Origin of the sequence: Nostoc parmelioides FACHB-3921, assembly GCF_014696625.1 — a bacterium.
GTDB lineage: Bacteria > Cyanobacteriota > Cyanobacteriia > Cyanobacteriales > Nostocaceae > Trichormus > Trichormus parmelioides.
In genome coordinates this window covers 205,038-225,258 of the sequence record NZ_JACJQL010000005.1, presented here as the reverse complement: position 1 = coordinate 225,258, position 20,221 = coordinate 205,038, and the positions used below count along the sequence as shown (strand labels likewise).

Annotated in this window: 16 protein-coding genes; 7 read left to right on the top strand and 9 right to left on the bottom strand. The window is 39.3% G+C overall.

Annotated features, from left to right (window positions below):
- Nucleotides 1-102 precede the first annotated feature (102 nt).
- Nucleotides 103-576 carry a MarR family winged helix-turn-helix transcriptional regulator gene (locus tag H6G14_RS06225; protein WP_190566237.1) on the bottom strand — a complete coding sequence of 158 codons (474 nt, stop codon included), beginning with the start codon at nt 574-576 and terminating at the stop codon, nt 103-105.
- Nucleotides 577-719: 143 nt separating this feature from the next.
- Nucleotides 720-2,345, bottom strand: a complete 1,626-nt coding sequence (locus H6G14_RS06220; protein WP_190566236.1) for an ArnT family glycosyltransferase — start codon at nt 2,343-2,345, stop codon at nt 720-722.
- A 105-nt stretch (nt 2,346-2,450) separates the two neighbouring features.
- Here H6G14_RS06220 and H6G14_RS06215 point away from each other — a divergent pair, with 105 nt between their 5' ends.
- The 4 genes from H6G14_RS06215 (at nt 2,451) to H6G14_RS06200 (ending at nt 11,011) form a co-directional block, all read left to right on the top strand.
- Entirely contained in the window at nt 2,451-3,119 is a 669-nt protein-coding gene (locus H6G14_RS06215; RefSeq protein ID WP_190566235.1) for a class I SAM-dependent methyltransferase, read from the top strand.
- Nucleotides 3,120-3,431: 312 nt separating this feature from the next.
- Nucleotides 3,432-3,941, top strand: a complete 510-nt coding sequence (locus H6G14_RS06210) for a hypothetical protein (RefSeq protein ID WP_190566234.1) — start codon at nt 3,432-3,434, stop codon at nt 3,939-3,941.
- Nucleotides 3,942-4,036: 95 nt separating this feature from the next.
- Nucleotides 4,037-4,924, top strand: a complete 888-nt coding sequence (locus H6G14_RS06205; RefSeq protein ID WP_190566233.1) for a hypothetical protein — start codon at nt 4,037-4,039, stop codon at nt 4,922-4,924.
- Between the two features lie 384 nt (nt 4,925-5,308).
- Nucleotides 5,309-11,011, top strand: a complete 5,703-nt coding sequence (locus tag H6G14_RS06200; protein WP_190566232.1) for a trifunctional serine/threonine-protein kinase/ATP-binding protein/sensor histidine kinase — start codon at nt 5,309-5,311, stop codon at nt 11,009-11,011.
- Between the two features lie 16 nt (nt 11,012-11,027).
- Here H6G14_RS06200 and H6G14_RS06195 read toward each other — a convergent pair whose 3' ends face one another.
- From H6G14_RS06195 to H6G14_RS06185, 3 genes are all read right to left on the bottom strand, one after another.
- A complete protein-coding gene (locus tag H6G14_RS06195; RefSeq protein WP_190566231.1) occupies nt 11,028-12,434 on the bottom strand; it encodes a cytochrome P450 in 1,407 nt (468 codons plus the stop codon).
- Nucleotides 12,435-12,455: 21 nt separating this feature from the next.
- Entirely contained in the window at nt 12,456-13,424 is a 969-nt protein-coding gene (locus tag H6G14_RS06190; RefSeq protein WP_190566230.1) for a terpene synthase family protein, read from the bottom strand.
- A 1,269-nt stretch (nt 13,425-14,693) separates the two neighbouring features.
- The gene (locus tag H6G14_RS06185; RefSeq protein WP_190566229.1) at nt 14,694-15,464 is read right to left on the bottom strand and encodes a hypothetical protein; all 771 of its coding nucleotides are present in this window, start codon (nt 15,462-15,464) and stop codon (nt 14,694-14,696) included.
- A gap of 81 nt (nt 15,465-15,545) precedes the next feature.
- Between H6G14_RS06185 and H6G14_RS06180 the strand changes: the two genes are divergently transcribed.
- Nucleotides 15,546-15,710, top strand: a complete 165-nt coding sequence (locus H6G14_RS06180) for a hypothetical protein (protein WP_190566228.1) — start codon at nt 15,546-15,548, stop codon at nt 15,708-15,710.
- A gap of 77 nt (nt 15,711-15,787) precedes the next feature.
- Here the strand turns inward: H6G14_RS06180 and H6G14_RS06175 are convergent, their stop codons facing one another.
- The 3 genes from H6G14_RS06175 to H6G14_RS06165 all read right to left on the bottom strand — a co-directional run bounded on the left by H6G14_RS06175 (nt 15,788) and on the right by H6G14_RS06165 (nt 18,066).
- Entirely contained in the window at nt 15,788-16,114 is a 327-nt protein-coding gene (locus H6G14_RS06175; protein WP_190566227.1) for an RNA recognition motif domain-containing protein, read from the bottom strand.
- A 222-nt stretch (nt 16,115-16,336) separates the two neighbouring features.
- Nucleotides 16,337-17,209, bottom strand: coding sequence for a 3'(2'),5'-bisphosphate nucleotidase CysQ family protein (locus H6G14_RS06170; protein WP_190566226.1), 873 nt, complete (start codon nt 17,207-17,209; stop codon nt 16,337-16,339).
- Nucleotides 17,206-18,066 carry a sugar kinase gene (locus H6G14_RS06165; RefSeq protein ID WP_190566225.1) on the bottom strand — a complete coding sequence of 287 codons (861 nt, stop codon included), beginning with the start codon at nt 18,064-18,066 and terminating at the stop codon, nt 17,206-17,208. The genes H6G14_RS06170 and H6G14_RS06165 overlap by 4 nt, the downstream gene beginning before the upstream one ends.
- Before the next feature lie 93 nt (nt 18,067-18,159).
- Between H6G14_RS06165 and rsmI the strand changes: the two genes are divergently transcribed.
- Together rsmI and H6G14_RS06155 are read left to right on the top strand one after the other, a co-directional pair.
- The gene (rsmI, locus tag H6G14_RS06160) at nt 18,160-19,017 is read left to right on the top strand and encodes a 16S rRNA (cytidine(1402)-2'-O)-methyltransferase (protein WP_190566224.1); all 858 of its coding nucleotides are present in this window, start codon (nt 18,160-18,162) and stop codon (nt 19,015-19,017) included.
- A 61-nt stretch (nt 19,018-19,078) separates the two neighbouring features.
- Entirely contained in the window at nt 19,079-19,768 is a 690-nt protein-coding gene (locus H6G14_RS06155) for a Uma2 family endonuclease (protein WP_190566223.1), read from the top strand.
- A gap of 89 nt (nt 19,769-19,857) precedes the next feature.
- Here H6G14_RS06155 and H6G14_RS06150 read toward each other — a convergent pair whose 3' ends face one another.
- Complete coding sequence (locus H6G14_RS06150; RefSeq protein ID WP_010998809.1) at nt 19,858-20,058, bottom strand: hypothetical protein; 201 nt, start codon at nt 20,056-20,058, stop codon at nt 19,858-19,860.
- Nucleotides 20,059-20,221 lie beyond the last annotated feature (163 nt).

Below are 20,221 nucleotides of genomic sequence, written 5' to 3'. Positions count from 1 at the left end.
CAAGATTTAGGCGTAGTCAAAGCCCTACGAAAACCAGTCTTCAAGCTGGATCTATCCCCTTTTCCTGCACCCTCTTGACAAATGTGCAATTACTTTAACCTCTCACGGATGAGAGAGGTTAGCGATCGCTTGATTTAAAAGCTGAGAAAATAGTTCACGGTCAGCATCAGAAATACCTTGCATTGCTTCGTCCCGTATTTTGGCAGACAGTGGCGGTAAAACAGCTTCTAAGTCCTTACCTGCGTGTGTCAACCAAATGCGCCAAATTCGGCGATCGTGTAGATCCCTTTCTCGACGCACCAAGCCCCGTTCTTCCATACGGTCTAGTACACCTGTGAGCGTACCTCCAACTTGCTTGAGTTTATCCCCAATACTGGAAGTAGGTAAACCATCTTCTTGCCACAGACAGCATAAAACCAGCCAATGAAATGGAGTCAGTCCAAAGGGTTCTAGTATTTCAGTAAACCTGCGGGTAAGTAGTTGTGAAAGTAATTTAATTCTGTAGCCCACATTGTAGGGAGCCAGATTTTGCTGCCACGAATCTAAAGCTGGTGAATGATCTGGTTGGGCAATCATGAGATAATTACTTAGCGCACGTAATAATTATTATAGGGGGGTGAAGGGTTAATAGTCAATGGTCAGAGACGCGGTTAATCGCATCTGTACAGTTGTCAGTTGTCATTACTCAATAGTGATTCTCTTCCCACACCCCTACACCCCTACGGAACCACTTGAATTAACTGATAGTTGCGTACTTCACCGATGACGCGGTGTGGTCTGGATATTTGAGGTGAGTGATTTTTATCTATCCAAGCATAGCTAGAGGGTGGTAGTTGGGCGATTGCGTCTAGTTTTTGACCGTGAATAGGGGTGTAAAAATTCAGCAAAACAGAGTTCTTATCGTTTACCTGTACAAAGTTGATGGGGTTGTTTTGTAAGATAGGGGCGATCGCTGGTTGTTGGAAAAAAATGCGAAAAGTTGGGTTATAGTCACCTAGTAAACCAAAGCCACCAGCAAAAGCCAAAGCTAACCAGCAAGGAATTAGCCAACCTGCAATCCAATAACCGGCCGAAAGAAACTTCAAGCCAAGTTTATGGCGGCTAATCCAGACTACTGGCACAATAAACCAACTTAAACCGACGACTAAAGCAATCACGGCATACTTGCGATCAACAAAACCCCAGATCAATGTAGCTGTAGCGGCTAACAAAAATAAAATGCCTAATGCGCCGGAAGTATAACTGAGAATCTGAAGAATATTACCCTTGTGCCACAGGGATTTTCTTTTTATATATTCCATCTCGTAAACTTTACCCAACCAGTCTAGACCAACAGCCGCTAACAAAGCGATGAAAGGATAAAGACTCAGAGCGTAGTGAGATAAACGAGTAGAGAAAATGGTGAGTTCTGCAAATAATACAATAGGAAACCCAATCAGAATCCAATTATAACGATGCCAAGGGCGACGAATAATTAATAGTAATCCTAAAAGACTAAAACATGGCCAGGGGAAAGCTTTTAAAGGGGTATTCCAGAAATAAAATAATATCCCATTACCATCACGCTCTTCCGAGCCAAGAAGAAATACAAAGTTGAGCAGAGGAGTAAAAGTATTATTACCGTCCCGTTGCCAATTGAACCATGACCAAAGCAATATGGGAATAAAACCGAGAACTACACCTAAATATAGCCAAGGGTTAGTCAAATGACGATGACGACGATGTTCTGCTATTAAATAAGGTAATAAAGCTACAGTCGGGAGAAAAATTACGAAGCTTCTCATCAAGAAACCTAAACCCAAGCTGAACCCAACAATAAAACTAAAATAATTTCTATATTGAGGATGTAATTCTGCTTGAATGAGTAAGTAAATAGCTAAAAGTACCAAGAAAATCATTGGCAGATCAGGATTGCCTAAACGGCTATATTGCAGCCAGAGAAATTCTACACTCAAAATTGCTGCACTTAGCCAGGCTAAGCTTTTACCAAGGATAATCTTGCCAATTTCATAGACAAGTAATAAGCACAGAGTACCAAAAATCATGCTAGGCAGTCTGACACTAAATTCATTGACTCCAAATAGCTTGTAGAAACTAGCAATTAACCAATAAGGCCCTGGTGTCTTATGGTGCATAGAACCCCAACCAGATACCCAATTAGCAGAATCCAATATTTGGCGCGATCGCCAAGCATAAAGCCCTTCATCATGAGCGATTAAACTATTTTCCCCGGAATTAAAAAGTAATAAGGGAACTGTCCAAATCAGCAAACTAATGTAAGGAAAGGCGGCTGATAAACTAACTCGTCGCCAAATAGCTGGCAATGGCTGTGATTTATACGACATTAAAGCACTAAGTAAATGGGTTGATGTACCTTAACTTTATTAAAATATGTTAAAGAGCATTTCTTTCCCAGAAAAACCAAGAGTTTTCCATACAGGCATTTATTTATGTTGCTAAAACCAGATCAACGCTTGAAATTAGACGATACAGACGACAACTTATTTTATGCCTATCCCCGTTTTGTCACTCATGTTGATGAAGGTTTTATTCAACAGTTGACTGATTTATATAGAGAGCAATTACAGCCCAACACACGCATATTAGACATGATGAGTAGCTGGGTGTCACATCTACCAGAAGAGACAAAATTTGCCCATGTGGAGGGACATGGACTCAACGCTGAGGAACTAGGACGCAATCCCCGACTTAATCATTACTTTGTGCAGAACCTCAATGAAAATCCGGGTTTACCCCTACCAGATCAAGAATTCGATGCAGTTCTCAATTGTGTTTCCGTACAGTACCTACAATATCCAGAAGCGGTATTTTCCGAAATTCACCGCATCCTCAAACCTGGTGGCGTAGCAATTATCAGCTTTTCTAACAGAATGTTCTATCAAAAAGCCATTCAGGCTTGGCGTGATGCTTCCGAGCTTGGGCGTTTAGAATTGGTGAAACGCTACTTTGCCTCAGTACCTGGATTTAGCACTCCAGAAATTATTGCTCGTAAGTCAACAGCACCCAATTTCTTGCAGTGGTTAGGTGCGCCAGGGGGAGATCCCTTTTATGCGGCGATCTCTCATCGAGAAGGCTTCGCCTACGCTCATCGAAAGTAGAGTCAACATTGATCATAGGACTTACGCATGAAAACGAAAGATCAAGGGTTTGAAGAAGGGTATAGGGGTGTAGGGGAGCCAGTTGCGTGGGCTGGTTTCCCGACTTGTACCGCTAAAGCGGAACCCGCAGGGTACAAACTGGCGTGTATAAATGTTTGAAACCCTTACACCCTTACACCCGGTCTCAACAGACAACCTGTGTGTATAAGTCCTAGATCACTCATCCCCGAATTGGATCAAAAGATAAATTTTTGGGTATGAATTGACAGCAGCGCAGATAATTGCCTCAAACCTCAAGCATCAGGAGTAGAGATGAACTTTCCTCGTTTCCGTAGAATTTTCGCGGCTGTATTGCTGTCTGTTTTGTTACTGACTACCGCCTGTACCCCTCAAGCACCAGGGCGATTTGACCAAGCACAGCAGGAAAGTAGCCGCCAAAAAACTGGACAAGCGGTAGCTAAAACTGCAACTCAGGGTGAGAAATTTAACAAATTTTTCCCAAAAGAAGAAGCCGGGTATCAACGAGTTTATACCCAAGAGAAAAAGGGCTTTGCTGAAGCCAAGTTGAAAAAAGATGGCAAAGATTTAGCAATGTTATCTATTTCCGATACTACCAGTACACCTGGAGCCGCCGCGAAATTCTCTAACAGTACCAAGAACATTGGTGGATATCAGGCGGTGGAAGTAGGTAATACGCAAACAGCAGTTTTAGTCGGTAAATACCAGGTAAAAGTCCTCTCACGTTCTCCGTCATTTTCTGCAAGCGATCGCGCCGACTGGATAGAAAAATTTAATCTCGATGGCTTGGCTAAACTCAAATAAGTACTGTTTCGTACCTCTGCGTTTAAAACTCAACCCTGAATTCGCTACCATTTGACCCAAAACAGATAATAAAACCTAATAATTAGGAGATTGTTGTGAGCAAACCCATTTTTGAGTTGGTTGATCAACTACCAACTAGTGGTTTAACTGTATCTATGCTTAACGCTTTAGATTTTGTTGCTCCTGGTGAGTGGCAAAATACTGTGGGCTTTGTTAACACCATTAAGACTGTTACTGGTGAAACTGACGAAAGTTTAATTCAGCAAATTGGTGAACGAGCAATTTATCTCTTTAACGATCGCTCCCAAGGGTATCAGACAGCATTGTGGCTCTATCAAACTGTTGATAATACAGATAAAGCCTTGGGCGCGGCTGCTTTAGCTAACAAAGTCGGTGAAAAATTACCTTTGTTAGGTTTTCTCAACTCAGTTACACCCAAACCTGACAAAGCTCAAACTATAGATTTATGCCTAAAATTAGTGGCTGAACTAGTTGCTTTTTGCCAAATTAACGGTATTCCTGGGGATAGTATCGGCGATTTCGTTAGCTCACTTGGTGAGTATAGTGGTGAGTCGCTGATTCGCATGGTAGCTTTAGTTTGTGTTGATGGGTTAATACCTTTAGGCCCAGATTTTATTAACAAGGCTATATCTGCTTTAAGTCAAACTAATCCTCAAGAATTAGAGAAGAATTCCACTTTCCAAGGTATTAAGGATGTGATTCCTGGTGGAAATGCTGGCAGTAAACTCAACTTTATTGGACAAAGTTTTGATTCAGTCAAAGGTTGGATGAACGGTCTAGTTAGTAGTCAAAATTTAAGTCCACAAAAAGTAGTTCACAATCTGAGTAATTTTGTGGAAATTGCTGATGACAAGCTAGACTATTTGGCTGCTTTCTTAGATGTAGCCACGAATTATTACGAACATACAGGAACACAAACCTTAGCAAGACGCTTGATTGAGCGAGCTGTAGCGGAGATTTAAGCTACAAGGTAATAGCAAAATTCTAGCTTTGCTATTAAGCTATTCTGCTTTTAAGTTGCATAATCCATCGTGAGGGCTGTTGACCGTTAACAGTTAACAGTTAACAGCCCTTATTAGTAGTTATGCAATTTGGACGCGCATTAGCTTACCTCTTGAAGAACTTACTGAATATCTCGACAATTGACAGATTTTATTAGTAGCAGACTCATTAACTATTAATGAATAATATCCATAAATAATTGAATTTACGTAAGTAAAAACTCTCAAGTATTCAAAATTTAATTTATTTTCAAAAATATTAAAATTGGATGAATTAGTATTGAGATACTAACAGCATAACGGGGAATAATAAAGCAGAGTCATGAAGATTTCAAGAGCGCTGCAATGATAGTATTGTCTGATCCAATATTTCCCCTTTCTGGATATCGCATTACGGAACAACTCTATTTTGGTAGCAAAACCATAGTTTATAGAGGTTTGAGAAAACAAGACCAAAAACCTGTAGTTATCAAATTGATGCGGAGTGAGTACCCAACTTTCCAGGAAATTGCTCAGTTTCGGAATCAGTACACCATCACCAAAAATTTGGATATTCCAGGGATTGTGAAACCCCTGAGCTTAGAGAATTATCGTAACAGCTATGCTTTAGTGATGGAGGACTTTGGCGGCCTATCGCTGAAGGACTGGGGACAAATTAGCCAAGATAGCCATGAATATGGCACGGTTCTCAAAAGATTTTTTCACATTGCTATAGCGATCGCATCTACTTTAGAAAGTTTACATCGTAGTCGCATTATTCATAAAGATATCAAACCTGCCAACATCCTGATTAACCCCACCACACTAGAAATCAGAGTTACTGACTTTAGTATCGCTACTCTCCTACCAAGAGAAGTCCAAGTTCTCACAAATCACAATGTTTTAGAAGGAACGTTAGCTTATTTATCTCCTGAACAAACAGGTAGGATGAACAGGGGAATCGATTACCGCAGTGATTTCTATTCTTTAGGTGTCACTTTTTTTGAACTCCTAACCGGACAGTTACCTTTTGTGACTATTGATCCGATGGAGTTAGTCTACTGTCACATTGCCAAGCAACCACCAAAAGCAAGCGACATCAACCCTAAGATTCCCAGCATTTTGTCTGATATTGTCAGCAAGCTGATGGCCAAAAATGCCGAAGACCGCTATCAGAGTGCTTATGGACTTGCATACGACTTGGAAATTTGCCATAAACACTGGCAAGAAACAGGTAAAATAACATCCTTTGAATTAGCGACTAAGGATGTCTCAGATCGTTTTCTCATCCCCGAAAAGCTTTATGGTCGTCAACGTGAAGTGGAAACTTTACTTGCTGCCTTTGAGCGGGTAACAAAAGGAACGACAGAAATGATCTTAGTTACTGGATTCTCTGGCATTGGTAAAACTGCCGTAGTTAACGAAGTCCATAAGCCTATTGTTCGACAAAAAAGTTACTTTATTAAAGGAAAATTCGATCAGTTTCAACGAGATATTCCTTTGTCAGGATTGGTGCAAGCCTTTAGAGATTTAATTGGGCAAATCCTTTTAGAAACAGACGCTCAAATTCAACATTGGCGAAGCAGAATTCTATCAGCTTTAGGTGAACAAGCTCAAGTAATTATTGATGTCATTCCTGAACTTGTAGAAATTATCGGTCAGCAGTCAGAGGTCAGTGAACTTTCTGGTAGTGCTGCTCAAAATCGATTTAACTTATTATTTCAACGATTTATCCAGGTATTTAGTAGTAAACACCATCCTTTGGTAATTTTTCTGGATGATTTGCAATGGGCAGATACGGCTTCTTTAAAATTCATCCAGTTATTGATGAATCAAACAAATTTATTGCATAAAAATCCTGCCGCGTCTCCTGCGGAAACCAAAGAAAATCTGTGGATTCCTATTTTTGAAGGGGAACCTTGGACGGGTGCTGAGTTACAAAGGAATAATGAAGAAGAGGATAGCTTATTTCTCATTGGCGCATACCGTGATAATGAAGTCTCTCAAGCACATCCACTATCTTTAACAATCAAAGATATTGAAAAAGCACGGGGTAAGATTACACGTATTTCCTTGTCACCTTTAAACCAAACTAATTTAAATGCTTTAATTTCTGATACGCTACGTTGTCAAGAGGCAATCACTATTCCTCTCAGCCAAATGGTGTTTGTAAAAACAAAAGGTAATCCCTTTTTTGCCACTCAATTCCTTAAATCTTTACATCAAGATGGGATAATTAAATTTAATTTTGATGTTGCATATTGGCAATATGATATTGCTAAAATCCAGGCATTATCCCTGACAGACGATGTTGTAGAATTCATGGGACAGCAGATCGAAAAGTTGCCCAAGATGACGCAAAACATATTAAAACTAGCCGCTTGTATTGGCAATGAATTTGACTTGAAAACTCTGGCGATCGCTTACGAGAAATCTGTGATCGATACAGCATCTGACTTATGGGCAGCATTACATGAGGGAATAATTTTACCTCAGACAGAGCTTTATAAATTCTTCCAGGAAAATAATCACTCAGTAGAAATTTTGGGGAGTAGAAAACCTCAAAAATCACAATTCAATCATTTCCAAATTCCCACGTACAAGTTCATTCATGACAGGGTACAACAAGCTGCTTATTCTTTAATTCCGGAAAAAATCAGAAAGCAAATCCACTTAAAAATTGGACTATTGCTTTTAGATAAAATCCCCGTCGCTGAAAGAGAAGACAAAGTTTTTCAACTGGTAAATCAGTTAAATGTGGCAGTGGAGTTAATCACGCATCAAAGCAAGCGTGACGAATTAGCCCAGATGAATTTAATTGCTGGACGTAAAGCTTTAGCATCAACAGCTTATACAGCAGCAATGAAATATTTAACGACGGGAATTGAACTACTGGCTGGCGATAGCTGGGAGAATCAATATCAACTCACTTTAGCTTTGTATGAAACAGCAGCAGAAGCAGCCTACCTAGCTGGCAATTTTGAGGAGATGGAATCCTTCATTCAAGTAGTGTTAGTGAAAGCTAAAACACTGCTTGAACAAGTAAAAATTTATGAAATAAAAATTCAAGCCTACGGAGCGCAGAATCAAGCAGTTGAAGCAGTTAATACAGCATTAACATTTTTAAAATTATTGGGAGTAGAGTTTCCTGAAAATCCCAGTCAGTCAGATTTTCAATTAGCAATGGTAGGAATTACAACAAATCTCAATGGAAAGCTAATTGAAAATTTAATTAATCTCCCAGAAATGAGAGATAAAAAATCACTAGCCGCAATCCAAATATTATCTAGTGCATCTGGTTTGGTATATCAAGCTGTTCCTCAACTCTTTCCACTGATTGTTTTAAAACAAGTTGAACTATCTCTTCAAGATGGAAATGCTCCTTTATCGGCTTATGCTTATGTTCTTTATGGATTAATGCTTTGTGGCATCATAGGGGATATAGAATCTGGTTATAAATTCGGCAAACTGGCATTAAAACTAACAGATAAGTTTAATGCTGAAGAATTGAAAGCTAAAATAACAGAAATTTTCTACGCGACTATCAGCCATTGGAAAGAGCATAGCAAAGAAGTACTATCTCCTTTATTAGAAGGTTACTCTGCTGCATTACAAACGGGAGATTTGGAATTTGCCAGCTATTGTCTATATACTCATTCTTATACTTGCTATTTTATAGGAACAGAACTAACAGGATTAGCATCTGAAATGGCAAGTTATAGTCATGCAATATCACAAATTAAGCAAGAGCGGGTATTTAATTGGCACGCTATTTATAGGCAAACAGTTTTGAACTTAATACAAGCCAATGAAAATCCTTGTGATTTAATTGGTGAAGCATATAACGAGAAAAATATGCTGCCAATTCAAGAGAATGCCAAAGATGGTATAGGTTTGATATATCTATATTTCAATAAGTTATATCTTTGTTACTTGTTCCGAGAATTTACCCAAGCTATTGAGAATTCGTCTCTAGCACTTAAGTATTTAGATAATGGAGTAGGAAATTTAGTTATTCCTCTTTTCTATATGTACGATTCACTAGCAAATTTAGCAGTCTATCATGAAGCGACATTAGCAGAACAAAAGCATATTTTAAAGACAATAGAAGTTAACCAGCAGAAAATGAAATATTGGGCAAATTATGCTCCTATGAATTATTTACATAAATTTTATTTAGTAGAGGCTGAACAATGTCGTGTAAAAGAACGATATCTTGAAGCAATAGATTATTATGAGCGCTCTATATCCCTTGCTCAAAAAAATGGATATACCAATGAAGAGGCTCTAGCTAATGAACTTGCTGCCAGATTCTATCTTCAATGGGGCAAGGAAAAAATAGCCCAAACTTATCTCACTGATGCTTACTATGGTTACAGTCGTTGGGGAGCAAAAGCAAAAGTTGATGATCTAGCAAAACATTATCCCCAACTACTTGCGCCCATACTCCAACAAGAAAAATTGACCTTGCAAACAAGCGATAAAATTACGTCTGCTACTTATCAATCTATACAAGATAGGAGTATCCAGCAGACAGTAATTGGTTCTAAAACCAGTATTTCTGACTCTTTAGATTTAGCATCTGTTATCAAAGCTTCTCAAGCGCTCTCCGGGGAAATTGATTTGGAACAATTACTTTCTACCTTGATGCAGGTTGTCATGGAGAATGCAGGTGCTTCTAAATCAGCATTGATTTTAACTGCATCGGATACTTCAGAATTAGTAGTCACTACAGTGAGTCACAGTACAAATTCTGCTTCTGTTTCGACATCTTTTCCTTCAAACAGTTTAGATTCTAGTGTCGAGCTTCCTGTGAGCTTGATTAAATATGTCAAACGCAATGAAGAAATCTTCGTTATCGATAATGCCAAGACTGTTGATTTTTTAGCTAGCGATCGCTACATTATTGGTCAGCAACCCAAGAGTTTATTGTGCATACCTATTATCAATCAGGGCAAATTCTTAGGCATTCTTTATCTAGAGAATAATCTGACAACAGGAGCATTCACGCGCGATCGCGTAGAGGTTCTGAAACTCCTCACGACCCAAGCAGCAATCTCCATAGAGAATGCTATGCTTTACAAAAATCTAGCACAGGCTAATCAAAATCTAGAAGATTACAACCATCGATTAGAAGAAAAAGTAGAAGCCAGAACGCAAGAACTCAATGACAAAAATCACCGCTTACAACAAACTCTCCAAGAATTGCAACGCACACAGACCCAGTTAATTCAAAGCGAGAAAATGTCATCCTTGGGACAAATGATAGCAGGCATCGCCCATGAAATTAATAACCCCATTAATTTTATTCATGGAAATATTGCCCATGCTAGTGAATATGTACAAGATTTGCTCAATTTAGTTGCTATCTATCAGAGAGAATGCCCTAATTATTCTGATATCCTCGCAGAGGAATCTGCACAAATTGATCTAGATTTCTTAGCAGAAGATTTGCCAAAAATTCTTAACTCTATGAGAGTTGGCAGTTCACGAATTCGCAACATCGTTCTGAGTTTACGTAATTTCTCTCGGTTAGATGAATCAGACATGAAGCCTGTAGATGTTCACGAAGGTATTGATAACACCTTGATGATTTTGCATCATAGACTTAAAGAGAATAGCGATCGCCCAGCAATTACTCTTATCAAAGAATATGCACAATTACCGCTTGTGAATTGTTACGCTGGTCAACTCAACCAAGTATTTATGAATATTATCAGTAATGCGATCGATGCTTTAGAGGAATCAGTGGTCAATGGTCAGTTGTCAGTTGATAAAACAAATGACATGAAAAACATGACAACTGATCATCCGACTATTCGCATTTGCACGGAACTACTAAGCTCAACCACCCTACGAATTCGCATTGCTGATAATGCTCTTGGGATGACTGAAGCAGTACAGCAGAAAATCTTTGACCCCTTTTACACCACTAAGCCAGTAGGCAGTGGTACGGGGTTAGGATTATCTATTAGTTATCAAGTAGTTGTGGAAAAACACAAGGGTCAGTTAACTTGTAATTCAGCCTTAGGACAAGGAACTGAATTTGTAATTGAGATTCCTGTGTAATAGTAAAATAACCATACTATGATTTTAAGGTTTTTGAGGCAGCCATTGAGTAGTTTTGACGCTTATGTTGTCCTGTAATTAGCATCTTTACTCCGTTGTTAGGTGTAAGAGTAAAACCTTGACGTTGAGGACGTTCCGGTTTTTTATTTGCCAGTACAAGTTGATAACGTGATAAGACTGTTGCTAATACTATCTTCATTTCAAACATAGCCAGAGCCTGACCAATACAACCACGTACACCACCACCAAATGGCATAAATTCATACTGGGAAAATTCACGATTGAGAAACCGCTCTGGTTTAAATAGCTTTGATTCGGGATATAAATCTTCTCTATGATGAGTCAGATAAATGCAACCAACTACTGTTGTACCAGTCTCTAGTTTATTCCCCAATAGCTCAATTGGTTCTTTTACTACTCTAGGTAGTGTTAACATAGCGACAGGATTAATTCGCAAAGTCTCGTTACAGACAGCTGTAAGATATGGCAATCGAAAAATACTCATAGGATCAGGAGAATCGCCGAGGCTATCTAACTCTTGGATCAGCCGTTGAAATACTTCTGGCGTTTGCAGAATCCAATATAGAGACCATGCCATAGCTGTCCCTGTAGTTTCATGTCCAGAAATCATTAAGGTAATTAATTCATCTCGCAATTCTTTATCGGACATGGGATTACCTGTCTCATCTCTAGCTGATATGAGTAAGGAAAGAATATCAACACGATCAGAATTTATTTCCTGTCTGCGTTCAGCAATTTCTTCATAAAGCAATTTATCAATTTTCTCTCTTTGGCGGACAAATCTTCCCCAGGGAGTCAAATTACCTAAATCTTTTTGGAGGGAAGGGAAAAAGAGGATACTAGAAGCCAATGGGGACTGGAATAACTCTGAGAGAAAAACTGGTAATAAATGTTTGAATTGTTGACAACGTTCTCCATCATAAAAACCAAACACAGCTTGTAAAATAACCTGCATCGAGATTTCCCGCATTGCTGTGAGAGCGGAAAAAGTAACATCCTGTTGTAGCTGACTAAAAAGGTTTTCAGTAATATTTCTGATTAAGTGGCCATACTCGCGCATTCTTTCTCCATGAAAGGAGGGCATAAGGAGTTGTCGTCGCTGCTTGTGCTTTACTCCTTCTAGTAGAAACATAGAATTGTTACCCACTAAAGGATACAAAATTCTGTTTGCTTCACCAACAGCTACTAACTTTTTTCTATCATTGGTAAAAATTGTCTGGATTCCCTGAGGGTGACTAACAAATACTACCGTGTCGCCGAAGCCAACTACCTCTGCTGTAAACATATCAGGATGTTGCAGAGATGCTTTTTCCATGTATTCTACAGGATCAGCAACCCATTGTAGTTTTTGTAGAAAAGGGTGAGTTTTTAGCGGATTAGGTCTCTTTATCTGATACTTCATAATAAAATATTGATGACTTTCTTAAGAAGCAAGTAATTCTAATTTCTCTGTTATTTGATAGCGCCCTGAATGAGCGTACCAATCTAGATTTCCACGTATCCATGTGTGTAATCCAGATATATACCTTGTAATCTCTGCATCGGTTTCTGCACTAAAAGATGCAATTTTTGATTCTAAATTTACAAGTTTCTGAACTTCGTGATTGTGCATTGCAGCAGCCGCTAACATGGCTTTTTCTAGAGAGATTTTTTGATGATGATGTATGACAAAAACTAAATTATGCACCTCACCATTAGCTATTTCTCTAGGAGCGGAGAAAATATCATTAGACCAGGCAAGAATATTAATCGTCATTTGAGTTAGTTTGTTGAGAGTCTCATGATTTCTTAAAGAATAAGGAATCATTACTCTGTCACAGAATTCGATTAAATTGAGACACAAAGCTGCTGCGGCGTTTGCGCTACGGATTTTGATATAAGATTCAACATCAGGAACTGATACATTGACGCGGTTATGAGCTTCTTCAATACATCCGTGAAAATAATCCTCGAAGTTCCGCACAAAATGATGGAAAAATGTTATGCTTCCCCTATTAATTATGCGATTTCTAATATCTCTCAATGCAAATCCGAGGGGCAGATCGTCGGGAGTAAGTTCTGCACCATTTAATATTTCTAGGAATCTGTTACACCAAATTTTCAGTAACTCAGGCTTTTTCCCTAAATCAGAAATATCACATTGATCATCCCAGATAAATAACCAGCTAATTACATCATTAGCAATTTTTAATTCTTCCAGTTGACAATGAGGATAAGCGCCTGCTGTGAGTAAATAAAATTTTGCTTTCGAGAACCGTTGATATAGAGATTCACTATCAATTAGCTTAAAGCGAAGTACCCATTGAAGTGCATACTCTTCTAGAAATTCAAAATGCTGATTTTTCTTTTCTGGAAATGGGCAGTATAAATTTGGGAAAGTAAATTTTTCCATAAATCCTTTGTGTTTCCAAGAAATGCCAATTTAACTAATACCAATTCAATTAATGATTGCAACACATTCTTGGGTAAAGATGCGATTCATCGCGTCTCTACAGATGGTTTATTTGTCGCATTATTTTTTCAAATTGGTATAACTTAATAACTAGAAGCTTTGCCAATCAAAACTAAGCTCTTTTGGTTGAACCACACAGATGTGCAGCGTGCAGCTTACGGAAGGATTTACCAATCCCAAGGAATTGGCAAATCTCTCCGCAGCACAGTCTTGCTATTGAACTTTGACTGACTAACATAAAACTTCTGTTTTAGAGTCTATGTGCCACACGGAGTTCAGCCTAAGCTTAATAGACTAGCTACTTAAAGGAAGCGCCCAGGCGAAGACTCTTATAGCGAAGCTACTAGATTGCGAAGTTTCCCCAACTCGTAATCGTCAGCAGAAGATATGGAATAAAATTTTGACAGACCCTTAGTTCAGAGATTGAAAGCTCATCTTTTACTAAAGCTTATTCTTTCGTATCACTGAAACTTTGATGAACAGCACTTTATAAATCCACACTTACACCGCTACCAAACGGTGTAAAAATCACCAGTTATCACATCAACCATATAACCAAGTGTGAACCTGCCTTTGACTAAGTTTCAGTTATGTGTACTTTTTGGTAACTACTTAAGTATTCTTTTATATTTTCATTAGAAAAAGAACTGTATTTTTATGTAATTACTAAGAAATCTTAAATCTTATTGATACATTGCTAAGAATTATACTTAGTTTAAATCACAAAATTAAGTATGTGATGTATTTTCACCAATAGTTTTTATCTAAGCATCACAAAAGAGTTCTATAACTATGCGGTTATTGAAATTTTCGTGAAACGATCTGTGTGTTAACCGCATATTTACATACGACAATTAGTTATTTTCATCACTTAAGCTTTCAGCATATACAAGTAAATGTGATGATATCATCACATTGAGGGATGATGAAGAACTAATTTTTGCTCAACAAACTAAATATGATGTTGATACGATCCAGTATTTACAATATTTTCTATCGACTGATAGATGTATGCGAGTAAAATCCCATGCGTTACAAATGATACACCACTGCGAACGTGTCGTTAAGCTTAATATCTATCATCCATAATGGTGATGACAAATATGAAACTTGTATTGTATTTGTACTAACTGATCTGTTAGGTATCCTATCTAAAAAATTTTGGTAATTTAGCATTCTTTATGTTTATTTAAAGAAATTATGTAATTACTAAGGTTGTGCTGATTTTGGATTGCTAGACAAATTCAAATTTTCGGCGATCGCCGACAAGTATGGTTGAAAAATTGCCAAGTTTTCCAGGCTGTCAAATTTAGCTTTTGATGAACTTGGGTTAAAGGATGTGTTAATTACGTAGAGTTGTGTGCCATCTGAGGTAACATAACCAATATGTTGCTCTTGCACACCGCCTTCTGGCTTGAGTCTGACAAAACCATAACGCATCCCAGGCTGTTGACCAACCGTTACCTGTTGTGGTGGATAGGTGGAGAAAACAATTTTGTCTGCGTATTTAGCTTGGTGGTCTTTGGCAAAGGTGTTATATGAGTCCGCCACCCAAGCTTGGAGTGCTTTGACAAGTTGGTTTTGGGACTGGGGATTTTGTAAGTTGATTTGAGAACCTTGAGGGATACCAACTTCTGTTAGGTGCTTTTGAAAGTCGGGATTATCTTTTACTGGGTAAATCTCAATCTCAACTGTACCCAATGTTTTACCTTGAGAAGAAACGCATAGTAAAGCGGCTTCTCCCTGACAAGGTAAAACTTGCCAATTGTTGGGTGCAGAGGTGCTACGTAACAATCTTTGCCAAGTATTTCCTTTTTGAATATTGATTTGTTTTGATGGGGTAGCAGTTCTGGTTGTTGTAGCTTCAGTGTTAGGTTGTGTATTTTTATTTGTAAAAAGGTTCGGGAAGGCAAATCTTGCTCCCACTGGTACCAGAATGAGTAAAATAGTAGCAATTATAAGATGATAAACACGTAACATTTTCCTGATTGTCCCAAGGCAAAGATTGCAGATTAATTGTATCGACAATACTTTGTGAGTGTACAGCAATCTATGTGATGTGTGTTGGGTTTACCACAATCAGATAAAGTCTGGCTTGAGGATGGAGGGCGATCGCTGGGAGATGATACTGGCGGGAAAACCCTTGCGCTGGTTTGGGTGGATGAATACAAGACCTACGCCAACAAACTTTTCGTTGTGAAAGGCGATGAATTCTCTTACGGATAAATGTCCAAAAAAATACTCCAGCAGATTTAATCTGCTGGAGATTCTATTATTTCAAGCTTGCGTTTCAGCAATAGGATTTAGTAACTGCGGCGATTACCACCACCGCCACCACGGTTATTATTACCCCAACCACCGCCGCCACCACGAGGAGAACTTCTTTCTTCACGGGGTTTAGCTTTGTTGACTTTTAAATCGCGTCCCATCCATTCAGCACCATCCAGTGCTTCAATGGCTGCGGTTTCTTGAGCTTCTGTTTCCATTTCTACAAAAGCAAAACCACGAGGACGGCCAGTTTCACGGTCGGTTGGTAATTGAACGCGGCTAACTTTTCCGTACTCTGCGAAGGCCAGCTTCAGGTCTTCCTCTGTAACTTGGTAGGATAAGTTACCGATGTAAATTGACATACAATGTCTCCGAATTCAGGAAATGTAGAGAGTTAAATTCGGAGAGATACTTTTTATAAATCAAAATGAGTCACTCAACCGAAAATAATTCTTATAGACTCAACTATAGCACAGCTCTTAAATGTTGGGAGAACTTGACACAGCATCAGAAATTAGCGATTTATTGTCGGTAATTTGTGGTTAAGACTTATCGATTTCATGTAGGTTTGGGGACAAATTTTTTTACAACTTGTCAAACTGCACCAATATTTTTTCTGTTTTCTGGCAGAGTTCTGTATGGTACTGGCCGTTACTAGCCAGTAAGCCACCCCACTGATTGATATCTCCGGTATTGTATTGTAAGGGCGAGCCGTCAAAATGAGTAAACTTGCCCCCAGCTTCTGTCAAAATTAATTCTGGTGCGGCTATATCCCAGTCTTTGGGTGCAGATTTGCCAGACAGGGAAATGTAAAAGTCTGCTTGCTGTTCTAGAATTGTAGCTATCTTGCAACCTACGCTACCCACGGATTTTTGCTGCTGACAAGGCAATCTTTCTAGTAGGTAGTCTAATTTTTGATTACGGTGAGAACGACTCACAACTATCGTCAGATCCTCTAAGGACTTAGTTGTGTTGTTGAGTGATAGTTGTGAAATGTTGGAATTATTGCGTGTCTCTACAAATGTACCACTATCTTTGATAGCGAAATATAATTTATCTGCTTCTGGTATTGCTACCACTGCCAAAACTGGTCGATGTTCTTTGACTAAAGCAATGTGGACTGCAAAATCGCCAGTTTTTTCAATAAAACCACGGGTTCCATCTAAGGGGTCAATAATCCATACCCAATCAGTTTTAGTTTTTGTCTCTTCAGATAATTCTGATTTATAGGTTTCTTCACTGATGTAGGCAAAATCTTCTTGTCCTAAAGCAGCTTGTAGATTTTGTAAAATATATTGACTGACGGTGATATCGGCAACGGTGACAGGCTCATTCTGCTTATACTGCACGTTGAGATTTGAGTCTTTGGCTGTGCCGTGATAATAAGATTGTAATATTTCGGCTGCACCCCAACCCACAGCACGAGCGATCGCTAATATCTCTTGTAAGTCTTTCATTTCACATCCATCCAACGGCGCGTACCAAAGAGTTTACAAGCATCAGATGCAATTTTGGCTGCTTCTTCTAGTGCTTTGGTAAAACTTGCTTGTAATATGTAGTGGCAAAAAGCACCATGAAAAATATCGCCAGCCCCCAGGGTATCAACTGCTGTAATCTTAGGTACAATCACAGTACCACGTTCGCCACAATTTAGATATTCAATCGGCTGTTCGCCGTGGGTAATGGCGATGTGGGGAATGCCTAAATTTTGGAGATAAGCGAAAACTTCTTCGCCAGAACTACAGTTAGGGGGATAAAAGTTAGCGGAACAAATGACGTAATCAACTAATGGTAGGATTTGCTCAAATCCTGGTTTCCAACTACCGCCATCGATGACCACAGGGATATGATCGGCTTTAGCCATTTGTGCGATGACATACCCCACATTCATCTGATGCCCATCAATCAGCACGATATCAATATTATGTAAAATATCTGGTGGGATAGAGTCGCTACTGACTTGGGTTTTGACAGCATTGATAGAAATGACAGCCCGTTCCCCCGTGGCTTGGGTGACAATAATGGAAGATACAGGCGGTGGTGTATTAATAGTAGGATCAAGGTCAGCGATCGCTACTTGATATTTAGTCAAATCACTACGAATTAGTTGCGTCATCGGGTGGGAACCAACCACACCCAAAACAGTAGCTTGATTACCCAGATAACTAAAAGTCACAGCCGCATTAGTCGCAGGCCCACCTGCTGCTACAGTGTAATCAGTTGCTACTAGTTTCTGATTATTTTCAGGAGCAGATTCAGCCAAATAAATTAAATCTAATGTGACCAAACCTACAAATAAAGCGTGATTTGTCATTTGTTAGAGACGCGATTAATCGCGTCTGTACAATTTTCCAAGATGCGATTAATCGCTTCTGTACTAATATTTTTTGAATTTTGAATTGATTAAATGCAGACTGATCCCAAACCAGGAACACTATATATAGTTGGTACACCGATTGGTAACTTGGAGGATATCACTTTTCGGGCGGTGCGGATCTTGCAAAATGTAGATTTGATTGCGGCGGAAGATACGCGTCACACGGGTAAGTTGCTCCAGTATTTCCAGGTGAAAACACCCCAAATTAGTTACCATGAACATAATCGTACCAGTCGCATCCCAGAATTATTAGAACATTTGCATGGTGGTAAAGCGATCGCTCTAGTCAGTGATGCAGGTATGCCGGGAATTTCTGATCCTGGTTATGAACTGGTGAAAGCTTGTGTTGAGGTAGCCATTCCCGTAGTTCCCATTCCTGGTGCGAGTGCGGCAATTACAGCCTTGAGTGCGGCGGGACTACCAACGGATAAGTTTGTATTTGAAGGTTTTTTACCTGCGAAAAGTCAACAAAGACGAGAACATTTAGAGGCTTTACAAACAGAATCCCGCACTCTAATTTTCTACGAATCGCCCCACCGCTTGCGGGAAACTTTACAAGATTTAGCAGAAGTTTGGGGAAGCGATCGCCAAATTGTCCTGGCAAGGGAGTTAACTAAATTATATGAGGAATTTTGGCGGGGGAGCATTGGGGAAGCGATCGCCCATTACCAACAAAAGGAACCCCAAGGTGAATATACGCTTTTGGTAGCAGGAAACCCACCCAGCGAAACCCTACTGACAGAGGAGCAACTCAAAGCTGAACTGCAACAATTAATGATGCAAGGAATATCGCGATCGCAAGCTAGTCGTCAACTAACTAAATATACTTCCCTCAACCGTCGCCAAGTCTATCAAATTGCTCTTTCTATAGTCATGAATTCTGAATAGTTATAACAGCAATCTGCATTTATTGTTAGGCTAAACTTATAAGACTGAGACACTTGTTACTATGTCTGTCACCGAAGAATTTGTTACCCCAGAAGATGTTATCTTTCCTCCAGGGGATTTATATAGTGACGAACCACCTTTGGAAAGTTATTTACATTTACAACAATTAATACTGTTATTAAAGTGTTTAGAATGGTGGTGGCAAGACCGCAATGACTTTTTTGCCGCCGGGAACCTGACTATTTATTACAGTCCCACTCAGCGTAAGTCAGAATATTTTCGAGGCCCAGACTTTTTTGTGGTACTGGGAACAGAACGCCGTCCCCGCAAAAGTTGGGTTGTCTGGCAAGAAGAAGGTAGATATCCTAACGTGATTGTGGAAATACTATCAGATTCTACCGCCGCTACAGACAGAGGTTTAAAAAAGCAAATCTACCAAGATACGTTCCGCACTCCTGAGTACTTCTGGTTTGATCCTGATACTGTGGAGTTTGCCGGCTTTGTGTTGATGGCTGGTAAATATCAGCCAATCGAAGCAAATCCCCAAGGTTGGCTATGGAGTCAGCAACTAGAATTATATTTAGGCGTGAATCAGCAAAATTTACGCTTTTATACTGCGGAAGGAGAACTAGTTCCCACACCGGAAGAAACTGCACAACAGGAAAAACAACGCGCTGATAAAGAAAAAGAACGCAGCGATCGCTTAAGAGCGAAGCTGCGAGAATTAAACATAGATCCAGATACTATTTAAGCCAAATTGCTAGTTATCTAGATATAGTCTCTGTAGTTGGTAATTGTTAATTGGTAATTGAAAAGAGATTTTTACCCATTACCCATTACCTATGAATCTTCAGGAAGAACCCATTTAGGTGGTTCCATCCTTTTTTTCCGCAGACGCTCTTCCGCCATTTGCAGCATTTGGTCTAAAGAAGTCTCGGCAATGAATTGAGAAGTAGCCTCTCGAAACTCAATGTTCGGACATTTATCCCCTAAAACACAACCGTTGACGCAAGCTTGAGCGCAGTTAATTTTCTGCTCCACAGTCCATTCCTCTCTAACTCAGGGTCTTTTTCTGCCCTCCAGGTAAATTTTACCTTGGTAGTTAAAATCAAATTAGTCTAAATATCTACCATTTTAAAAAAAGGGCTGGGTACTGGGGATTGGGGGATATGACTGTACAGACGCGATTAATCGCGTCTCTGAC